Origin of the sequence: Pseudomonas sp. WS 5010, from assembly GCF_012985565.1 — a bacterium.
GTDB lineage: Bacteria > Pseudomonadota > Gammaproteobacteria > Pseudomonadales > Pseudomonadaceae > Aquipseudomonas.
This window is the reverse complement of record NZ_JAAQWQ010000007.1, coordinates 223,034-243,103: the sequence shown is the minus strand read 5'-3', so window position 1 is coordinate 243,103 and position 20,070 is coordinate 223,034. Positions and strand designations below refer to the sequence as shown.

Genomic DNA, 20,070 nt, shown 5'->3' with positions numbered 1-20,070 from the left:
CTACACCGAGTAGGGTTGTAGTCCCAAAAGTAGGAAAATTCTGAGCCTTGAAGTAGCTTCAGGGTCAAGGGCGGCGTTGGATGATATCGACCGGGCAAAAAAAAGCGCCCGTGAGGGCGCTAAAAATTCATCTCCTTCCAAAGGAGCTCCACAAAAAAAGCTTCAAGAGATGAATGTGCACAGGGTGCGCCGCTCAGGTGGCCTTTGGGGCCGGCGTATCCGAGGGGGTGGGTGTTTGCTCGGTCACGGCTTGGCTGCCGTGGATCTGTTGCTGTTGCTGGCGAAACTCGACCAGCAACTGGCGGGATCGCTCACCGCCGTCGTCGGCCAGGGCAGCGCTGGATGCCGCGCTGATGACAGCGATGAATAAAATGTGCAGTGGCTTCATGAACGTTCTCCGCAAAAGACCCGTGCCGTTAGTTCGCGGTCGGTCGATGCAGGCAGTATATGAAGTGCAACTTAACGAGAACGTGAGGCGCATATTACAGTTCTGACAGGCTGCAAATTGTGAAGAAGTGCTAGTCAACGGCAAGTGAATGTAAGCACTTGCCGTTGAGTGTCATCAGAGGATGGCCAGCGGGTATTCCATGATCAGCCGGAATTCTTCCAGGTCCGACTCAAAGGCACTCGAGCGTACCGTCGCCTGGCGAATGCGCACCGACAGATCTTTCAGGCTGCCGCCCTGAAACACGTACTTGGCCTCGATGTCGCGCTCCCAGCGGCGCTGGTCAGTGAGCGGGTCACCCAAGGCGTCGCGGCGCATGTACACCGAGTTGGCGTTGCTGTAGTCAGCGCCCGTGCCCTTGCCATAGCGGGTCATGAACGACAGGCCGGGGATGCCCAGGGTCTGCATGTCGAGGTCATAACGCAGCGCCCACGAGCGCTCCTTGGGCGAGTTGAAGTCGCTGTACTGGATCGAGTTGTCGAGGAAGATCGAGTCTGACTGGCGCAGGTAATCGAAGTCGTTGTTGCCATTGTTGCGCTGGTGGGACAGGGCCAGGCGATGGGCACCGACCTTCACCCCAAGCTTGGCGCTCCAGATATTGTTGTTGAGCTCGCCCAGCAATCGCTTGCCCTCGTCCTGGGCGTTGTAATAGTTGAAGCCGGCAAACATCGCCACCTCTTCGGTCAGCGGAAAATTGACCGCTGTACCGAAGTAGTACTGGTCCCATGCGTCCTTGAGGCGGCTGCTGTACAGGCTCAGGCTCCAATGTTCAGTGGCCTGGTAGTCGCCGCCGAAGTAGCCGACCCAGGGTGCATTCACATTACCTGCGTAAAACGTCGCAAAGCCCTCGCGCATGCCGCTTTGGGTGGGCTGGCTCATGGCGTGCAGGCGCCCACCTTGCAGGGTCAGGCCTTCCAGGCTGGTGTTTTCCAGGGTCACGCCCCGAAAGCTTTCCGGCAGCAGGCGTGAGTCACCGTAGTGCACCACCGGGGTTTGCGGGAAGACGTCGCCGACTTTGACCACTGTATCGAGCAGGCGCATTTTTACCGCGCCGCCGAGTTTGCTGTAGTCGTCTTCGGGGCGGTTGCCGCTGTCCACCGGCAGCATGCCGAATGAGCCCTTGCCGCCGCTGCGCCCGGTGCCGGAATCGAGCTTGAGACCGTACATCGCGAACGCATCCAGGCCAAACCCCACGGTGCCCTGGGTGAACCCGGACTCGAACTTGCCGATCAGGCCCTGGGCCCACGCTTCTGAATAGCCATTGCCGGTCGGGCTGGACTGGCCCTTGCGGTCATCGCGGTTGAAGTAAAAGTTGCGCGCCAGCACGTTCAGCGTACTGCCTTCGATAAAGCCCTCGGGTTTGTCTTCGGCGGCCATGCCTGCCAGCGGTGCAGCGCCGGCCAGTGCCGCGATGATGGAAAGGGAAAGTGTGCGGTTAGTGCGCATGTATCGCTCCTCGGTGTTGGCAGCTATGAGCTTTTTTAGTCGCCTTGGGCGTTCTTATTGGAGAGCTATCCCTGATGCGGGGAGCCCGGCTCATAGTTGCAAACAGCGGATAACGCGGAGGTGGCACGCGCATTACAATTTTGCCAGTTCAGCGCTCTATTACGGATACGTAATGCGCCCGTGAAGCTGCTGACAGGAAGTGTTGGTTACCCTCGAGCCTGAACTTTCAACGACTTGAAATCAGACGAGGACACTTTAATGAAGCGTTTAACACGAGCCCTGGGCGTAGTGGTTTTTGCTCTGTCCATGGGGGCGATGGCCGAAGGGGGCGGGGATCGCGCCATCGCGCAAATGATGGAAAACAACCAGCAGGCCATGGCTCGCTACGCTGCCAACCAGGGCAAGCCGGCGCCTGAGGTGCAGGCCTATCGGTATGGGATGAAGCTGGATATCGCCCGGGTGGTGAGCGTCACGCCGCCGGTCCGTAGCTGCAAGGTGGTGCCCTCGCGCATGACGTATGAAGACTCCAGCGGCCAGCTTAAGACCCTTGAATATCAGGTCATGGGATTGTGCCGGAACAACGGCAGTTGAGGTGCTGAAAAAATAGTTGAGTCAGGGCCTCAAGCACTCTTCAGAAAATGCTGGATGCGCCGATGGTTAGACAATCCACTATTGACTGCCCTCCGGTGTTCCTATGTTCAATACCCGCTTGAAGCAGGAGCTGTCCGCTCTTCGCGAAGAACTGTCCAGCCTGCAGCAGGTCAAGGAAAGCCTGGAGAGCGAGATGCTGGCCCTGAGCCTCGACCCCGAGGGCCGGATCGAGTCGGTCAACCAGAACTTTCTCGAAGAAATGCTCTACAAGTCCAGCGACCTGCTGGGCCATGCCATCCATGGGTTTGTGCCCGAGCATGTGAAACGCGACGAGTTCCAGCAGCGCTTCAACAACGCCTTGAGCCGTGGCGAACATTTTGCCGGCACCGTGCGCCTGCTGCGCGGCAATGGCAAGGAAGCGTGGTTGCGCTCCATCGTGCAGCCGGTGCGGGGTGCGGATGGGCGTATCAAGCGGTTTTCGGTGTACTCCAGCGACCTGACCCGCACCATCGAGGCGTCGCGCGAGCACGAAAACCTGATCACTGCGCTGGTGCGTTCCACGGCGGTGATCGAGTTTGACCTCAATGGCAATGTGCTGGGCGCCAACGAGCGCTTCCTGCAGGGCATGGGTTACAGCCTGGCGCAGATCCAGGGCAAGCATCACCGCATGTTCTGTGAGCCCCAGGATTACAACAGCGCCGAGTACCAGGCGTTCTGGAAACGCTTGAACAGTGGTGAATTTGTCGCCGGGCGCTTCAAGCGCGTTGATGCCCATGGCCGCGAAGTCTGGCTGGAAGCGTCCTACAACCCGGTGCTGGATGCCAACGACCGACTGTACAAAGTGGTCAAGTTCGCCACGGTGATCACCGACCAGATCAATCAGGAACGCGCGGTGGCCGAGGCCGCCAACATTGCCTACAGCACCTCGTTGCACACCGACAGCAGCGCCCAGCGCGGTACCGCCGTGGTCACCCAGGCGGTGGAGGTGATGCGTGACCTGGCCAAGCACATGGAACAGGCCGGCGAGGGCATCGAGGCGCTCAATGCCCAGTCCCAGGTGATTGGCAGCATCGTCAAGACCATCAGCGCGATTGCCGAGCAAACCAACCTGCTGGCGCTCAACGCCGCCATTGAGGCCGCCCGTGCCGGCGAGCAGGGGCGCGGGTTTGCGGTGGTGGCCGATGAAGTGCGGCAGTTGGCCTCGCGTACCAGCAAAGCCACTGAAGAAATCGTCGGCGTGGTGCGTCAGAACCAGGACATGGCCCGCGATGCCGTGGCGCTGATGACCGATGGCCGGTTGCAGGCCGAGCAGGGATTGTCCCTGGCGGCAGAGGCGGGCACGGTGATCGTCGAGATCCAGGACGGCGCGCAGAAAGTGGTGAGTGCGGTTGGCCAGTTTGCCAATCAGTTATCTACCTAGATGCGTGGCTCAAGGCCGGGGCATGTACCTCGAACAGCAGCAGGTCGAACCACTGCCCATCGAGCAGGAACGCCTTGCGTGAATGCCCGTACTGGGTAAAGCCGCTGCGCTGCAACACCCGCAGCGAGCCCGGGTTCTCTGGGCGTACAGTGGCTTCGATGCGCTTGAGGGCGTGCTCGCCAAAGGCTTTCTGCAGGCCCAGTGCCACGGCCTGTCTTGCCAGGCCGCGGCCGGTGAACTCGGCCCCCATGCGATAGCCCAGGGACGCCGAGTGATAGTAGCGGCGGCGCACCTGGGTAAAGTTGATGCGCCCCACCAGCACGCCGTTTTCGCGGATCAGGTACTGATAGGCGCGGTCTTCACTGGCCTCCAGCAGTGCGTTTTCGATGGCGCGCTGTACCCCTTCGACGTTGTAGTACGCCTCGGGCCGGGCATTGATCCAACGTTCGAAAAAGGCCCGATTGGCCAGTTCGAACGCCAGCAGCTCGTTCACGTCATCCCACTGGGGGGGCGTCAATGTCAGGTTCATCCGTGGAAAACCTCGCGGTGGCGATAGCGCATCCTTTCTTCTCACACTCGGGGCGCCGGGTTCAAGTTCTGCTTACCATTGCGCCTGTGCCAAGGCATCGGCAAAGGTGATCAGCTTCGGCGAATACTGGCGTGACGGTGGATACACCAGGGAAATTGCGCGGCTGCGACCCGCATAGTCCTGTAGCAATGGCACCAGGCGCCCGGCGGCGAGGTCGTCGCGCACGGCAAAATCCATCACCTGGGCAATCCCGAAGCCGCCCACCGCGCCGTCCACCAGGGCATCGCCAAGATCGAAAATCAACCGCCCCTCCACATTCACATCGCGCACCTTGCCGTCGAGCATGAACTGCCAGTCCACCATCCGCCCGCTGCGCAGGTTGCGCACCGTGAGGCAGTTGTGGTCGCGCAGTTCTTCGACGGTTTGCGGCGTGCCAAAGCGGGCCAGGTAGGTGGGGGAGGCGACGGTTACCCAGCGCAAGGGCCTCAAGGCGCGGGCAATCAGGCGCTGGTCCTGGATCTCGCCGGTGCGCAGCAATGCATCGAAACCCTCGTCGACAATATCCACCAGGCGGTCGGTCATCACCGCTTCGATGCGCAACTCGGGGTAGCGCAAGGTCAGCTCCCCGATCACGGGCATCACCACCTTGCGCCCGAACAACGACGGGGTGCTGATTTTCAGCAAACCGGAAGGTGTGCAGCGCCGATCGAGCATGAGCTTTTCGGCTTCGGCCAGCTCGGCCAGCAACGGTGCGCTGCGTTCATACAGCATTTGCCCATCCGGGGTCAGGCTGACGCTGCGGGTGTTGCGTTGCAGCAGGCGTACGCCCAGCTCGGCCTCCAGGCGCGAGATAGCACGGGACAAGCCCGATTGCGTGAGCCCCAGGTCAGCAGCAGCGCGGGTGAAACTGCGGGTTTCGGCGACGCGTACCAGCAGGCGAACGGCGTTCAGGTCCATGATTAAAGTCATAACTGAAAGAGTGTTATGGCTATTTATCATCTGTTGGGCATGAAAGACACTGGCCGCACTCTTTTTTTGCACAGGATGTTGTGATGCCCGCCACTCCCTCAAGTCGCCCCTCGGGCTGGATGCTGATGTTGCTGGCTACTGCGCAACTGATCATCGCCCTGGACGCGACTATCGTGTTTGTTGCCTTGCCGCAGATCGGCAGCCACCTGGGCTTTTCTGCCCAGCAATTGCAGTGGGTGGTCAGTGCCTACACCGTGGCGTTTGGCGGTTTTCTATTGCTCGGAGGCCGGGCCACGGACTTGCTGGGCAAGCGCCGTTTGTACCGGGTGGGCCAGTCGTTGTACGCGCTGTCGTCGTTGGCGGCGGTACTGGGCGGTAGCGCGTTGCTGCTGGTGCTCGCGCGTGCGGTGCAGGGGGTGGGCGGCGCGCTGTTGTTTCCGGCGACCCTGGCCTTGATCAACACCCACTACGCCGAAGGGCCGCAGCGCAACCGGGCGTTTGCGGTCTGGAGCGCGGCATCCGCTGCCGGGCTGGCGTTGGGGGCGTTGCTGGGTGGCGTGCTGACTCAGTGGTGGGGCTGGGAGGCGGTGTTTCTGGTCAACGTGCCGTTGGCAGGTGGCTGTGCCCTGGCGGCGCGCTACTGGATCCCGGCCGACGGTGAGCGCAGCCGTGGCCGCAGTTTCGATCTGAGCGGTGCGTTGACCGTCACGGTCGGCGGCACGCTGCTGGTGTTCGCCCTGGTGCAGGGGCCGGAGTGGGGCTGGACGGCGCCCGCGACCCTGGGCTGCATGCTGCTGGCGCTGGTCTTGCTTGGGCTGTTCGCCTGGATTGAACACCGTGGCCGCGACCCATTGATGCCGCTGCGCCTGCTGGGCTACCGCGAGTTGCGCATGGCCATGGTCCTGACGGCGGTGTTTATGAGCAGCTTTGGCGTGCAGTACTACTTCCTCGCGCTGTACTACCAGCAGGTCTACGGCTACAGCGTGTTGCAGGCCGGGCTGGCGTTCTTGCCGGCGACGTTGGTGTGTACTTTGGGGATCTGGCTGGCGGAGCGCGCGCTGGTAAAAATCGGCTTGCGCAACACCCTGGTCAGCGGCCAGTTGGCGGGGGCGCTGGGGATTGCCCTGGTGTGCCTGGCGCTGCCCACCGGCGCGGGATTCTGGTGGTTGTTGCCTGGGATCTTTATCTTGAGCCTTGGTCAGGGCATGACCTGGACCGCGATGTGGGTGGCCGCAGGCCTGGGTGTCAAACCGGGGGAGCAGGGTGTGGCGGCGGGCATGGCCTCGACCACGCAGCAGATCGGCGGCGCGCTGGGGTTGGCGGTGCTGGTGTCGCTGGCCAATGCCGGTGGGGCGACGGGGGCGGGTCAAGCCCAGGGCATCGAGTTGGCATTGTGGTGGAGCGCGGGGATTGCGCTGGCCGGGGCGGTGGTGGCGATGCGGCTGCGAGCTCCACGGCAGGAGGCGCTAGCCGAAGCCACATAGGCTGCCCACCGTTGATCGGGTTTTAGCGGCCGAGCATCTTCACCCACCGCGACGGTGGTATGCCAAAGGTGCTGCGAAACTGTCGGGTCATGTGGCTCTGGTCGGTGAAGCCTGCGATCAGCGCCGCATCCACCAGTGACTGGCCCTGGCCCAGCAGATTGCGCACCAGGTCGAGGCGGCGCATGGTCAGGTAGCGATAGGGACTGGTGCCGAACAACAGGCGAAAGTCCCGCGACAAGGCCCAGCGATCCCGCCCGCAGTGCGCGGCCATTTCATCCAGGGTGATGCTGCGCCCCAGGGCGCTGTGGATAAATTCCCGGGCGCGTTCGGCGGCCTGGTAATCAAACGTCTTGCGGCTGACGCTGATACCCGACGCGTTGTTCAGGGCATGGGCCAGGTCGAACAACGCGTCCTGCTCCTGCATTGGGTCCAGCGGGCAGTCGAGCTGCTGCACAAAGGCCTGGCAGGCCCGGTGCAGCCATGGGTCGTTGGACAGCCCGTTGTGGATAAACGGCAACGGCTTGCCGCCGAGAATCTGCTGGATCTGCGCCGGCTCCACATAAATCATCCGATACTTGAAGCCCTCGTCGCTGCCGGCCCAGCCATCGTGGACCTCATCCGGATGGATCACCATGGTCGTGCCCGGCAGGCTGTGAGTCTGGCTGCCGCGATAATGAAAGCTCTGCACACCGAACAGGGTATGGCCGATGGCGTAGGTATCGTGGCGATGAGGGTCGAAGCCGAACCCGGAGAAATACGCCTCGATCCGCTCCAGCCCGCTGGCATGGGGCGCCCGGTGCAGCCAGTCGATGTTTGCGGTGGGTTTGCCCATGGGATGTTTTTCGAAAGATGTCGGATGGAGTTACGTTAACTGAGTCTGGGGCGGCTGTCTGCCAGGGTCTTGTACGATTGTGCGCGGCTTCAACGGTGGCAAATTGCTGACCGCTCGTGGTAATAAGCCCTACATTTCCAATGTGAGGCAGGCTATGAGCAAGTTGCGGGTGGGTATTATTTTTGGCGGGCGTTCGGCCGAGCATGAAGTGTCCTTGCAGTCGGCCCGCAACATCGTCGACGCCCTTGATCGCACACGCTTCGAGCCGGTACTGATCGGCATCGACAAGGCCGGCCACTGGCACCTCAATGACACCTCGAACTTCCTGCTCAACCAGGAAAACCCGGCGCTGATCGCCCTCAACCAGTCCAACCGTGAACTGGCGGTGGTGCCGGGCAAGGCCAGCCAGCAATTGGTGGAAACCTCGGGCCAGGGCTTGCTGGAACATGTCGATGTGATCTTCCCCATCGTCCATGGCACCCTCGGCGAAGACGGTTGCCTGCAGGGGTTGCTGCGCATGGCGGACCTGCCGTTCGTGGGGTCCGACGTGCTGGGCTCGGCGGTGTGCATGGACAAGGACATCAGCAAGCGCCTGCTGCGCGATGCCGGTATCGCGGTGGCGCCCTTCATCACCCTCAACCGCGGCAACGCGGCACGCACCACCTTCGACCAGGCCCGGCAAAAGCTCGGTTTGCCGCTGTTCGTCAAACCGGCCAACCAAGGCTCCTCGGTGGGCGTGAGCAAGGTGGCTGACGAAGCCCAGTACCTGGCTGCAATTGAACTGGCCCTGGGTTTCGATGAAAAAGTGTTGGTGGAGTCTGCCGTCAAAGGCCGCGAAATCGAATGCGCGGTGCTGGGCAACGAGCGTCCCATCGCCAGCGGCTGTGGCGAGATCGTGGTACGTGACGGCTTCTATTCCTACGACAGCAAATACATCGACGACCAGGCCGCCCAAGTACTGGTGCCGGCGGATATCAGCGCCCAAGCCAGCGAACGCATTCGGGCCCTGGCCGTTGAGGCCTTTAAAGTGCTGGGCTGCGCCGGGCTGGCGCGGGTCGATGTGTTTCTGTGCGAGGACGGTGAAGTCCTGATCAACGAGGTCAACTCACTGCCCGGTTTCACCCGCATCAGCATGTACCCCAAGTTGTGGCAGGCGGCGGGGATGAGCTACAGCGAACTGGTCAGCCGCCTGATCGAACTGGCACTGGAGCGACATACGGCGCGCAAGGGGCTGAAGATCAGTCGCTAAGCTTCAACCGCCATCGCCGGCAAGCCGGCTTCTACAGGGTGTGGCGTATCCTGCCGTTAACCTTGTAGGAGCCGGCTTGCCGGCGATGAGGCCCGTAAAGGCGATACAACCCTGGGTCAATCCCCCAACGCTTCCCCCTCACGCCGCGGATCCGCGCCACCACTCCAGGTCGCCTTACCCTGGGCATCACGTACTCGCACGATGGCCTGGGTGCCGCTGGTCATCTCGATCTCGCTCAAGGTGTGCCCTCGCGCCTTGAGCGCCGCCTTCAATTGCTCGCTGAACAGCCCTTGCTCCAGCTCGGTCGCGCCGTTGCGGCTGCCGAAGTTGGGCAGGCTGATGGCGGCTTGCGGGTCGAGGCTCCAGTCGAGCATGCCCACCAGGGATTTGCTCACGTATTCGATGATCTGCGATCCGCCGGGAGAGCCGACCGTGGCCAGCAGCTCGCCGCTTTGGCGGTCGAAGACCAGGGTCGGCGCCATGGACGAACGGGGGCGTTTGCCCGGCTCGATGCGGTTGGCTACCGGCTGGCCGTTTTCCTCGGGGATAAAGGAAAAGTCAGTCATCTGATTGTTCAGCAGGAAGCCCTGGACCATCACGTGGGAACCGAACGCGGCTTCGATGGTGGTGGTCATCGACACCGCGCCGCCCTGGTCATCCACGGCCACCACTTGGGAGGTGGAAATACGCAGTGGCGAGCGATCCGGCGCGTAGGCCACCTGAACCCCCGCCGGTTGGCCGGGCGTGGCCGCGCCCATGCTGCGCTCACCCACCAATGCGGCGCGGCTGGCCAGGTAGCCGGGGGCGACCAGCCCCGCGACCGGCACTGGGACAAAGTCGGTGTCGGCGATGTATTGGGCGCGGTCGGCATAGGCCAGGCGATCGGCCTCGGCAATCAAATGCACGGCCTCGGGTACGGGTTCCAGGCCGGCGGCTGTTGCGGCCTGCACCGGCTTGAGCGGCGCCAGGGCCCAGCGTGGGTCGCGGGCTTCGAGGGCCTGCAAGGTGCCGAGGATCTGCGCAATGGCCACCCCGCCCGAAGAGGGTGGCGGCATGCCGCACACTTGCCAGCGCTTGTAGTCGGTACACAGCGGCGCGCGTTCCTTGGCGCGGTAGCCCTGGAGATCGTTCAGCGCAAGGCGGCCAGTGTTGTGATGGCCCTGGACCTTGCGTGCAATCTCCTCGGCGATTGGACCGCTATAGAGTGCCTCGGGCCCCTCCTTGGCGATACGCTTGAATACATTGGCCAGCGCCGGGTTTTTCAACAGCGTGCCCGTGGCTTTCGGGCTGCCGTCGGCGTTGAGGAAGTACGCCGCCATGTCCGGTGACTGGCTGATGTAGCGGTCGGCGGCGATCAGGCTGTGCAGGCGCGCAGAAATCGCAAAGCCTTGTTCGGACAACTGGATCGCCGGTGCAAACAACTGCGCCCAGGGCAGGCGACCGCTGTGTTCGTGGGCCATTTTCAGCGCGCGCAGCACACCGGGGGTGGCAACCGAACGACCACCGATCTGCGCCTGGGCAAAGGCCATCGGTGTGCCGTCGGCATTCAACAGCATATCGGCCGTGGCGCTGGCCGGTGCGGTTTCACGGCCGTCATAGGCCCGTACCTGCTTGCCATCCCACAGCATGATAAAGGCGCCACCGCCGATCCCCGAGGACTGCGGCTCCACCAGGGTCAGCACCGCTTGCATGGCGATGGCCGCATCGATTGCCGAGCCGCCCAGGCGCAGGATCTTGCGCCCGGCTTCGGCCGCCAGCGGGTTGGCCGCCGCCGCCATATGGCGCTCGGCGTGGCGTACTTTCATGTCGGTGCGGTAACCCGAGCCCAGCTCCGGGGCGGGCGGCAGGTCGGGGGTGCTGGTGCTGTGGCAGGCGCCGAGGCTGATGGCGGCGGCGATCACCGAAAGGCTGGTGAGGCGCTGCAAGCGTAGGTTGAAAAGCACGCGCTGAACTCCGTTCATTTTGAGAATGATCTGTTGTCCCTGGGATGATGCTTTGCGGTAAATCGCACCTGGCAGATATCTGCGGGGAAGGAGGGCGGACACTAACAGCGGGGATGCAAGAGCGTCAAAAACCGATGGGTAACAGAATCGATCTTGCGCAAATCCCGTGCGGGCAAGACAATGCGATTAATTATCAATTGAATTATTGGTCTTTACCGCCCATGTCCGCTCCCGATCATGCTGCGCTGCACGTGTTGTACAGCGAACACAATGGCTGGCTCAAAGCCTGGCTGCGCGCGCGCATGGGCAATGCCAGCGATGCCGCGGACCTGGCGCAGGACACCTTCGTGCGCCTGTTGACCTCCCGGGACGTGGCACAGATTCGCGAGCCGCGGACCTACCTCAGTGCCATCGCCCGGGCGCTGATGATCGACAAGTTCCGCCGCCGTGCGCTCGAACAGGCTTATCTGGAGGCCCTGGCCCTGCGCCCGGAACCCCTGGAGATTTCCCCGGAAACCCGCCTGCTGATCTTTGAAACCCTGGTGGCGGTGGACACCTTGCTCGACGGCCTGGGCGAACGTACCCGGCAGATTTTCCTCGCGGTACAGCTGGAAGGCTTGAACTATGTGGCGACCGCCGAGCGTTACGGCGTGTCCGTCACCACGGTCAAAAAGCACTTGATCCGCGCCATGACCCGCTGCCTGCTGCTCACGGAAGATTGATGAGCACCGCCCTGGATATCCAGACCCTGGAAGCCGCGGCCACCTGGTACGTGCAACTCAAGGGGACGAACCCTTGCGATGCCGACCGCCAGGCCTGGCGCACCTGGCTGCAGGCAAGTCCCCAGCATGCGCGGGCGTGGGCCCGGGTGGAAAAACTGCACAGCCAATGGGCCGGCCTGCCGGCGGATGTGGCGTTGCCCACGCTCGCTGGTGGGCGCGCCCGGCGCCGGGAGGTGTTGAAGATCCTTGCGGTGTTGCTGGCGGTGGGCGGCAGCGGTTGGCTGGCCACCGAGACCGTGCCTTACCAGGCGCTGATGGCCAATCAACGCACCGCTACCGGCCAGCGTCGCCATCTGCGTCTTTCAGATGGCAGCCAGGTCGACCTGAACACTGACAGCGCCATGGATATTGTCTTCAGCGGGCAACTGCGCGCGATCCATCTGCACCGTGGCGAGATTCTGGTGCAGACCGCCCGCGATGCCCTGGGCCGGCCGTTTGTGGTGCAGACGCCCCAGGGTACGGTGCGCGCCCTGGGCACGCGTTTCACCGTGCGCTGCGGGCCCGGTCACACCGATGTGTGTGTGATCGAACAGGCGGTGGAGTTGCGTCCCCTGGATAACCCCGCGCAGGTCTTGCGCCTCGATGCCGGGCAGCAGTCCGGTTTCAATCGCCAGCAGGTCGGCCCGATGACTGCGGCCCCGGCAGGCGCAGGCGCCTGGAGCCAGGGGATGTTGACGGTACTGGACTGGCGCCTGGCGGATTTCCTCGCCGAGTTGGGGCGCTATCGTGCCGGCGTGCTGCGCTGTGCGCCGGCGATTGCCGACCTGCGCCTGAGCGGGGCGTTTCGCATTGATGACACCGACACCGTCCTTGACAACCTGCGCCAATCCCTCGCGGTCAATGTGCGTTACGTGACGCGTTACTGGGTCACGGTGGAACCTGCCTGAGCGACCGCTGCTTTTTTTTGCGAATTATTCCCATTGGCGGTTGCTGATTTTCATTTTCGTTCGGCCATGTACCGAAAGCAGCGATTACGACTGTTGCTATGTTCTGCCAACGGAAGGAAACCCCCATGTCACGATTCTCTCTGCGGGCCGCCCGGCCGCTTGCCAAGGCGGTGCACCTGGCATTGGCCCTTGGTGCCTTTTCGGCCCTGAACCTGGCGCCAACCCAGGCCATGGCGCAAAGCCTGCCGGTGGTCTACCAGATCCAGCCGGGCGCCCTGGGCTCGGCGTTAAGCCTGTTTGCCACGGCCGCCAACGTCACTTTGTCGTTCAGCAGCGAGCAGACCCAAGGCATGACCACGCCGGGCCTGAGCGGTACTTATAGTGTCGAGGAAGGCCTGTCGCGCCTGCTCGCCGGCAGCGGCTTGCAGGCCCAGCGCCAGGGCAATGGCACTTACATCCTGGTGCCGGCGGTGCAGGGCGACACCCTGCAATTGGGCGCTACCACCATTTCCGGCCTGGGGACTACCAGCGAGGACACGGGGTCCTACACCGTGGCGTCGACCCAGACCGCGACCAAGCTCAACCTTTCGCTGCGCGAAACCCCGCAGACCGTCAGCGTGATCACTCGCCAGCGTATCGATGACCAGAACCTGCGCAGCATCGGCCAGGTGCTGGAGCAGACGCCGGGGATCAACGTACAGAGCCCCGGCAGCGACCGCTTGTATGTATTTTCCCGTGGGTTGGCCATCGACAACTATCAGTACGATGGCATGCCGACCACATCCTTCGCGTTCAGTCAGGCATTGCCCCAGGCCTTGTCGGACATGGCCATCTACGACCGGATTGAAGTGCTGCGTGGCGCTTCGGGCCTGATGTCGGGCGCCGGTGATCCGTCCGGCACGGTGAACCTGATCCGCAAGAAACCGACCGATACGTTCAAGGGCTACGTCAGTGCCGGGCTGGGTTCGTGGGACTTGTACCGCAGCGAAGTGGACGTGTCCGGGCCCTTGACCGAAACCGGTAACCTGCGTGGCCGGGCGGTAGCGGCGTATCAGCAGGGCAACAGCTTCACCGACCATTTGCAGCAGGAAAAGACCATTGTGTATGGCGTGGTCGAAGCCGATTTGAGTGAGACCACCCTGCTGACGGCGGGCGTGGAATACCTCGATAACGACCCCAAGGGCTTTTCCACCACCGGCCTGCCGCTGCTGGACAGCAATGGCAAGCGCCTGCACACCTCGCGCTCCGACAACCCGGCCAGCCGTGACAGCAGCAACCGCCAGGAGTCGGTCAACACCTTCGCCTCCATCGAGCAGAAACTGGCCTATGACTGGACCCTGAAAGTCTCCGCCAATGCCATGTATGGCACCCGCGACTACGACTCGATCATCGTCGGCACCACCACAGGCTTCGTGAATGCCCAGACCGGCAATGGCCTGAGCTATACCGCCACCAAGGGCGACAACACCCAGGAACAGAAAGGCCTGGATATCATGTTTTCCGGCCCGTTCCAGCTGATGGGGCGCGAGCATGAGCTGGTATTTGGCTTCAACTTCCAGGACTACGAAAACCGTCGTAACGGCTTCGGCAACCTGCTGGCCGACGGCACCAGCAACAACGGTGTCAGCGGCAAGCCGGTGAATATCTACAGCTGGAACAACTATGCACCGCATGCGTCCTACAACTTCAACCGCGAAGACGACAACATCGACCAGTGGCAGAACGGGGTTTACCTGGCCACGCGCCTAAAACCCAGTGATGAGCTGTCGGTAATCCTCGGGGCACGGGTCAGCAACTATCGGTATGACGCCTCGCTGCATTACAACGTGGCGAACATGGTGCGCTTCAACACCGACGACAGCGTGCGGGTCAATGGTGAGGTCACGCCATATGCGGGCGTGGTCTATGACCTCACGCCCAACCACTCGCTGTACGCCAGCTACACGAGCATTTTCAAACCCCAGCCCTACCGTGACAGGAGCGGCAGGCTGCTGGACCCGCGTGAGGGCAACAACTACGAAATCGGCCTCAAGAGCGACTACTACGGTGGGCGCTTGAACACCTCTGTTGCCTTGTTCGAGGTCGACCTGGAGAACGACGCCGTGGCCGATGGCATGGTCGCCGGCAGTGACACCCTGACCGCCTATGCGGCGAAAAAAACCAGGACCCGGGGGGGGGATATGGAAGTCAGCGGCGAGCTGCTGCCCGACTGGAACCTTGCCGCCAGCTACAGCCACAGTGTGGTCAAGGATGAGCAGCACGAACGCGTCAAAAGCAGCATCCCCGCCGACCTGGTCAAGGTCTGGACCACCTACCGCCTGCCCGGCGAACTGGAGCGCCTGACCCTTGGCGGCGGGGTGAACTGGCAAAGCGCGATCAACCTGACGGTGGACTCCTGGCGCTTCAGCCAGCCCGCCAAGGTCAAGCAGGGCGACTACGCCACTGTCAACCTGATGGCCCGCTATCAACTGACGCCACAATGGTCCGCGACCGCCACGCTCAACAACCTGCTGGACAAGAAGTACATCAGCTCCCTGGATGGCAACTTCTACAGCGGTTCCTACGGGGAGCCGCGAAACTTCATGCTGAGCACCAAATACGCTTTCTGATGGCATTGCTGCCCCGCAACGGTCCTGATTCAGGCCATTGCGGGGCGGCGAGCAGGGCATTAATTCGAATTTTTAGTAAATACTTTAACGTTGCAAAATATCCTCTGATTGACGATTTAATCGGATTTTCGCTGTATTTAGCAGAAAATAAATCTATTTGAAATGTATGGAATTGTGTCGACATTGTCATAAATGCTTTTCTAAATGATAAAGATTTGCATTACACTCCGCGACCTTTAGTGCTCCGTCTTGGTGCATATCGGCTCAACAAGGACTGTTTGCAATGAATAATCCCCCCTACCTGTTCAGCTCTCTTTTCCTGGCCGTCGGCATGCTGATCGCCGCCCCGGCGTTGCAAGCAGAAGAGATTGGTGAGGTCGATAAACACGCCGTCACCGAACTCGACACCTCGTTCGTCACCGCCACCGGCGGCGCCACGGACCTGCGCGATGCACCCGCGAGCGTCAGCGTGATTACCCGCGAAGAAATCGAGCGCCAGCCGGTGTATGACCTCAACACTCTGCTGCGGCGTGTGCCCGGCGTTACCGGTGGCTTCGGCCCGGTGGGCGAGCAATCGAAAATCAAACTGCGTGGCCTGGACGACAAGTACACCTTGATCCTGGTGGACGGCAAACGCCTCGGCGGTTCCGGGGATTTGAGCTATCGCCGCGACCTGGCGCGCCAGGACCTGAACTGGATCACCCCGAACATGATTGAGCGCATCGAGATCGTGCGCGGCCCCATGTCTTCGCTGTACGGCTCGGATGCCATGGGCGGGGTGATCAACATCATCACCCGCAAGGTCTCGAGCACCTGGAGTGGTTCGGCCAACGTCAACACCACGATTCCCGAAGACTCCGACCGGGGCCAGACCACCCAGACCAGCCTCAACCTGTCCGGGCCATTGACTGAGTCGGTGGGCCTGCGCCTGGGCGCCAACCTGACCCGGCGGGCCGCCGATGAGGTCACGGCGCGTCTGGATAAGGATGGCGAGTTCATGTACGGCGACGGCGCTGGCGGCGCCAAGGACCACAGCGTCAACGCCTTGCTCGACTGGAAGATCAACGATGAGCAGAGCCTGTCGTTCGAGGCCGTGCATGGTGTGGAGCGGTCCTGGTCGAGTAAAAAGACCTTTGGTGACTGGGGCGAAACCATTGGTGGCAGCTTTGGTCCTGGCCGTTTGATTCGTGACAGCTACTCCGTTTCCCACAGCGGGGACTGGAGTTTCGGCACCTCGAAGGTCGACCTGTACCTGAACAAATTCAAGAACGATATCGACTGGGGCAAATCCAGCGCCGAAGAAAAAATCGCCGAAGGCAGCCTGAACATTCCGTTTGAATTGCTCCTCAGCCAGCGCATGACCGTGGGCGGGCAGTGGAAGCGTGAAGAGCTGACCAACAGCGACACCCTGGGCACGGTGCCCGTGGACTATCAGGGCGCTGCGGTTTCCGGCTCGTCGCTCAAGGGGGACTACTCGGCCGCGTTTATCGAAGACGAGTTGTACCTGCTCGACAACCTGGCCCTGACCCTGGGCAACCGTTTCGACCACAGTCAAGACTACGGCAACCACAACAGCCCGCGGGCGTACCTGGTCTACCATCCGCACCCGGACTGGACCGTGCGCGGTGGTGTGTCCAAGGGCTTCCGTGCGCCAAGCCTGAAAGAGGGCAGCGCCGGTGCCGCCACCGAGTCCGGCGGTCGCGGTTGCGGCTCGTTGAAACCCCTGGGTTATGTGAGCGGCAGTTGCTGGATGGCGGGTAACCCGAACCTGTCGCCAGAGACCAGCGTCAACAAGGAAATGGGCGTGTCCTTCGACCGTGATGGTTGGGAAGCCAGCCTGACGTACTTCCATACCGACTTCGAAGACAAGATCGAATATGCGCCACTGGGCCAATTCCAGGGTCGCTGGTGGACCATGCTGGAAAACGTCGAAAAAGCGCGCACCCGCGGCTGGGAAGGCTCGGTTCGCGTGCCGCTGACCGACTCCCTGGACTGGCGCACCAACGCCACCTACATGCTGGAAAGCAAAAACCTGTCCACCGGCGAAGACCTGATCAGCGCGCCCAAGTTGTCTGCTTTCAGTGCAATCAACTGGCAGGCCACCGACAAGCTCAACACCGAACTGTCGGCGCAGCATGTGGGTAAACAGCGCGGGGTGGGCAATGACTTCGTCAAGTCCTACACCACCTACGACCTGACGGCGAACCTGGCCGTGACCAAGTGGCTGACGCTCAATGGCGGCGTGCAGAACCTGCTGGACGAAGATGCGCGGGATGGTTCGACGACGTTCTATGTGCCGGGCCGGGCGTTTTTTGCCGGGGCGACGACTTACTTCTAAGGTGTAGACATGGCCCGTGAGCTATAGCTGCTCGCGGGCTTGCTCTCCAGGATTTCTGCGGGCATAAAAAAACGGCCTACCTTTCGGTAAGCCGTTTTTAGTACTTGGTGGCTACACAGGGACTTGAACCCCGGACCCCAGCATTATGAATGCTATGCTCTAACCAACTGAGCTATGTAGCCAAGTGGCGCGCATTATTCGCGGAGAACGGGAATGCGTCAAGCGCTTTTTTTGAAAATTTATCTACGCTATCAACTGTTTAAGCAAAAACATCGGGTGAGGCGACCAGTGGCTGGGGATTTGTGCGGTTCCTCAGGTCGCGAAAATCAAAGTGTGGGAGCGGGCGTGCTCGCGATGACGGTGGGCCAGCCAATACAGGAGTTGACTGACCCACCGCCATCGCGGGCAAGCCCGCTCCCACCTTTGATGTGGGGTGTTCTTACCAGGTACAAGGCCGAAGGATTCTCTAGGAAATGTCCCTCAAATTAGACGGATCCATCTTGTTGGCCCTTTACAACCCATGAGCGCTGCATCGATTCACCTACTCGTTAGCCTGCTAACGGGATAGCCTTCCTGCCCCGAAAAATGGCACATTGTCGCACCTGCACCTGTGCATCCATCTGCTGTACGGAAACGTTCCTCATGGCTCTTACCAATTCCCAGCCTTCAGTGGCTACGACGCCGGCCGCGGCGCAATCCAGCCCGTTGGTCATGCGTATCATCGGCGCCGTGGCGCTGGCGCACTTGATCAATGACTTGATCCAGGCGGTGTTGCCGTCGATCTACCCGATGCTCAAGCAAAGTTATGGCCTGACGTTTACCCAGGTCGGCCTGATTACCCTGACGTTCCAGCTCACGGCCTCGCTGCTCCAGCCGTGGGTGGGGTATTACACCGACCGCCATCCCAAGCCGTTCCTGCTGCCCTGCGGGATGATCTGTACGCTGGTGGGGATTTTGATGATGTCCCAGGTCGGCAGTTTCCCGCTGATCCTACTGGCGGCGGCGTTGATCGGCATTGGTTCCTCGACCTTTCACCCGGAGGCGTCCCGCGTGGCGCGCCTGGCCTCGGGTGGGCGCTATGGCCTGGCGCAGTCGACCTTCCAGGTTGGCGGTAACGCAGGTTCGGCGTTTGGCCCGTTGCTGGCGGCGGCGATCATCATTCCGTATGGCCAGGGCAATGTGGCGTGGTTCGGCTTGTTCGCGGTATTCGCCCTGGGTGTGCTGTATGCGATCAGCCGCTGGTACCGCAACCATTTGAACCTGTTCAAGCTCAAGCAGGGCCAGGCCGCTACCCACGGCCTGTCGAAAAACCGCGTGCTCGGTGCGTTGGTGGTGCTGGGGCTGTTGGTGTTTTCCAAGTACTTCTACATGGCCAGCTTCACCAGTTACTTCACCTTTTACCTGATCGAGAAGTTCGACCTGTCGGTGGCCAGCTCGCAGTTGCATCTGTTCCTGTTCCTGGGGGCGGTGGCGGCGGGCACGTTCTTTGGCGGGCCGATTGGCGACAAGATCGGCCGCAAGGCGGTGATCTGGTTCTCGATCCTGGGTGTGGCGCCTTTTACCCTGCTGTTGCCCCATGTCGACCTGTTCTGGACCAGCGTGCTCAGTGTGGTGATCGGCTTTATCCTGGCTTCGGCGTTCTCGGCGATTGTGGTTTACGCGCAGGAATTGGTACCGGGCAATGTGGGAATGATCGCCGGGGTGTTCTTCGGCCTGATGTTCGGGTTTGGCGGGATTGGTGCGGCGTTGCTGGGCTACCTGGCAGACATCCACGGCATCGAGTACGTGTACACGCTGTGCTCGTTCCTGCCGTTGCTCGGGGTGCTGGCGATTCTGTTGCCACGTTCGAAGAAGGCTTGAAGCCGGGGGAGGGCCCTATCCATGGGCATTCCCTCTCCTATTGGAATGGATGAGATTTTGTCGCGCGTTTGAGCTGTTCCCGTGCCCGGGACAGGCGGGAACGGACGGTACCAATCGGGATCGCCAGGGCATCGGCGGTGTCCTGGTAGCTACCGTCGGTTTCCAGTGAGGCATACAAGGTGTTGCGCATTTCCAGGGGCAGGTTCTGGATTGCGCTGAGGGTGTTTTCCAGCCGGCGGTTGATCTCGAATTGGCGCGCCAGGTCCTGCTCTTCGTTATGTCCATGGGACAGCGACTCATCGAACTCGCAATGCACCGGCTTGGCATAGAGGCGGCGGAAGTGATTGCGGATCAGATTCAGCGCGATCCCGCACATCCACGTGCTTAATGATGCCTGCGCGCTGAAGTGATGGCGGTTACGCCAGGCCTCCAGGTACGTCAGTTGCAGGATGTCGTCCGCATCCTCCGGGTTCAATACGCGTTTATGAATGAACCGGCGCAGGCGTTTGTGGTGGTCGTCGGACAGATCTTGGATGGATTGGCCAGGGTCACGGGGAAGATTAACTAAAACACTGATAGGGATATCCATGATTTTTCCTCAGGGTATAAGCAGTCGAAATGGCTTCGACGAGAACCCTGTTAGCACCGCTTGTGCCAATCGGAAATTGTCTGTATCTAATTGATAT

At 61.6% G+C, this 20,070-nt stretch carries 16 protein-coding genes and 1 tRNA gene; 9 read left to right on the top strand and 8 right to left on the bottom strand.

The genetic code is table 11. The annotated features are described in order from the left end of the window. Positions 1 to 193: 193 nt before the first annotated feature. Both HBO11_RS24275 and HBO11_RS24270 read right to left on the bottom strand, forming a co-directional pair. Entirely contained in the window at positions 194 to 388 is a 195-nt protein-coding gene (locus tag HBO11_RS24275; RefSeq protein WP_169954819.1) for a hypothetical protein, read from the bottom strand. 174 nt (positions 389 to 562) lie between these two features. After that, positions 563 to 1,891 carry an OprD family porin gene (locus tag HBO11_RS24270; RefSeq protein ID WP_169954820.1) on the bottom strand — a complete coding sequence of 443 codons (1,329 nt, stop codon included), beginning with the start codon at positions 1,889 to 1,891 and terminating at the stop codon, positions 563 to 565. Positions 1,892 to 2,149: 258 nt separating this feature from the next. On the opposite strand from HBO11_RS24270, the gene HBO11_RS24265 reads away from it, so the two are divergent. Beyond that, a complete protein-coding gene (locus HBO11_RS24265; RefSeq protein WP_169954821.1) occupies positions 2,150 to 2,482 on the top strand; it encodes a DUF2790 domain-containing protein in 333 nt (110 codons plus the stop codon). A gap of 103 nt (positions 2,483 to 2,585) precedes the next feature. Further along, complete coding sequence (locus HBO11_RS24260) at positions 2,586 to 3,902, top strand: PAS domain-containing methyl-accepting chemotaxis protein (protein WP_169954822.1); 1,317 nt, start codon at positions 2,586 to 2,588, stop codon at positions 3,900 to 3,902. Here HBO11_RS24260 and HBO11_RS24255 read toward each other — a convergent pair. Together HBO11_RS24255 and HBO11_RS24250 are read right to left on the bottom strand one after the other, a co-directional pair. Beyond that, a complete protein-coding gene (locus tag HBO11_RS24255) occupies positions 3,895 to 4,431 on the bottom strand; it encodes a GNAT family N-acetyltransferase (RefSeq protein ID WP_169954823.1) in 537 nt (178 codons plus the stop codon). The two genes, HBO11_RS24260 and HBO11_RS24255, sit on opposite strands and share 8 nt — an antisense overlap. Positions 4,432 to 4,503: 72 nt before the next feature. Further along, positions 4,504 to 5,388 (bottom strand): LysR family transcriptional regulator, encoded by an 885-nt coding sequence (locus HBO11_RS24250; protein ID WP_169954824.1) that lies wholly within the window; start codon positions 5,386 to 5,388, stop codon positions 4,504 to 4,506. Between the two features lie 95 nt (positions 5,389 to 5,483). Here HBO11_RS24250 and HBO11_RS24245 point away from each other — a divergent pair, with 95 nt between their 5' ends. Next, positions 5,484 to 6,884, top strand: coding sequence for an MFS transporter (locus HBO11_RS24245; RefSeq protein WP_169954825.1), 1,401 nt, complete (start codon positions 5,484 to 5,486; stop codon positions 6,882 to 6,884). 22 nt (positions 6,885 to 6,906) lie between these two features. Here HBO11_RS24245 and HBO11_RS24240 read toward each other — a convergent pair whose 3' ends face one another. Next, complete coding sequence (locus HBO11_RS24240) at positions 6,907 to 7,716, bottom strand: AraC family transcriptional regulator (protein WP_169954826.1); 810 nt, start codon at positions 7,714 to 7,716, stop codon at positions 6,907 to 6,909. A gap of 154 nt (positions 7,717 to 7,870) precedes the next feature. Here HBO11_RS24240 and ddlA point away from each other — a divergent pair, with 154 nt between their 5' ends. Then, positions 7,871 to 8,965, top strand: a complete 1,095-nt coding sequence (gene ddlA / locus HBO11_RS24235) for a D-alanine--D-alanine ligase (protein ID WP_169954827.1) — start codon at positions 7,871 to 7,873, stop codon at positions 8,963 to 8,965. A gap of 116 nt (positions 8,966 to 9,081) precedes the next feature. On the opposite strand, the gene ggt is transcribed toward ddlA, so the two are convergent. After that, positions 9,082 to 10,926, bottom strand: coding sequence for a gamma-glutamyltransferase (ggt, locus tag HBO11_RS24230; protein WP_169954828.1), 1,845 nt, complete (start codon positions 10,924 to 10,926; stop codon positions 9,082 to 9,084). Between the two features lie 203 nt (positions 10,927 to 11,129). On the opposite strand from ggt, the gene HBO11_RS24225 reads away from it, so the two are divergent. The 4 genes from HBO11_RS24225 (at position 11,130) to HBO11_RS24210 (ending at position 17,524) form a co-directional block, all read left to right on the top strand. Continuing rightward, on the top strand, positions 11,130 to 11,630 hold the full coding sequence (locus HBO11_RS24225; protein WP_169954829.1) for a sigma-70 family RNA polymerase sigma factor: 501 nt from the start codon (positions 11,130 to 11,132) through the stop codon (positions 11,628 to 11,630). After that, positions 11,630 to 12,577: a FecR domain-containing protein gene (locus HBO11_RS24220; RefSeq protein ID WP_169954830.1), complete on the top strand. Its 948-nt coding sequence runs from the start codon at positions 11,630 to 11,632 to the stop codon at positions 12,575 to 12,577. The genes HBO11_RS24225 and HBO11_RS24220 overlap by 1 nt, the downstream gene beginning before the upstream one ends. Positions 12,578 to 12,702: 125 nt before the next feature. Then, the gene (locus HBO11_RS24215; protein WP_262381107.1) at positions 12,703 to 15,186 is read left to right on the top strand and encodes a TonB-dependent receptor; all 2,484 of its coding nucleotides are present in this window, start codon (positions 12,703 to 12,705) and stop codon (positions 15,184 to 15,186) included. A 283-nt stretch (positions 15,187 to 15,469) separates the two neighbouring features. Then, positions 15,470 to 17,524 carry a TonB-dependent receptor gene (locus HBO11_RS24210; protein WP_169954831.1) on the top strand — a complete coding sequence of 685 codons (2,055 nt, stop codon included), beginning with the start codon at positions 15,470 to 15,472 and terminating at the stop codon, positions 17,522 to 17,524. Positions 17,525 to 17,629: 105 nt separating this feature from the next. On the opposite strand, the gene HBO11_RS24205 is transcribed toward HBO11_RS24210, so the two are convergent. Then, positions 17,630 to 17,706, bottom strand: a tRNA-Met gene (locus HBO11_RS24205). Positions 17,707 to 18,166: 460 nt separating this feature from the next. On the opposite strand from HBO11_RS24205, the gene HBO11_RS24200 reads away from it, so the two are divergent. After that, positions 18,167 to 19,384: an MFS transporter gene (locus HBO11_RS24200; RefSeq protein WP_169954832.1), complete on the top strand. Its 1,218-nt coding sequence runs from the start codon at positions 18,167 to 18,169 to the stop codon at positions 19,382 to 19,384. 37 nt (positions 19,385 to 19,421) lie between these two features. Here HBO11_RS24200 and HBO11_RS24195 read toward each other — a convergent pair whose 3' ends face one another. Further along, on the bottom strand, positions 19,422 to 19,973 hold the full coding sequence (locus HBO11_RS24195) for an RNA polymerase sigma factor (protein WP_169954833.1): 552 nt from the start codon (positions 19,971 to 19,973) through the stop codon (positions 19,422 to 19,424). Positions 19,974 to 20,070 lie beyond the last annotated feature (97 nt).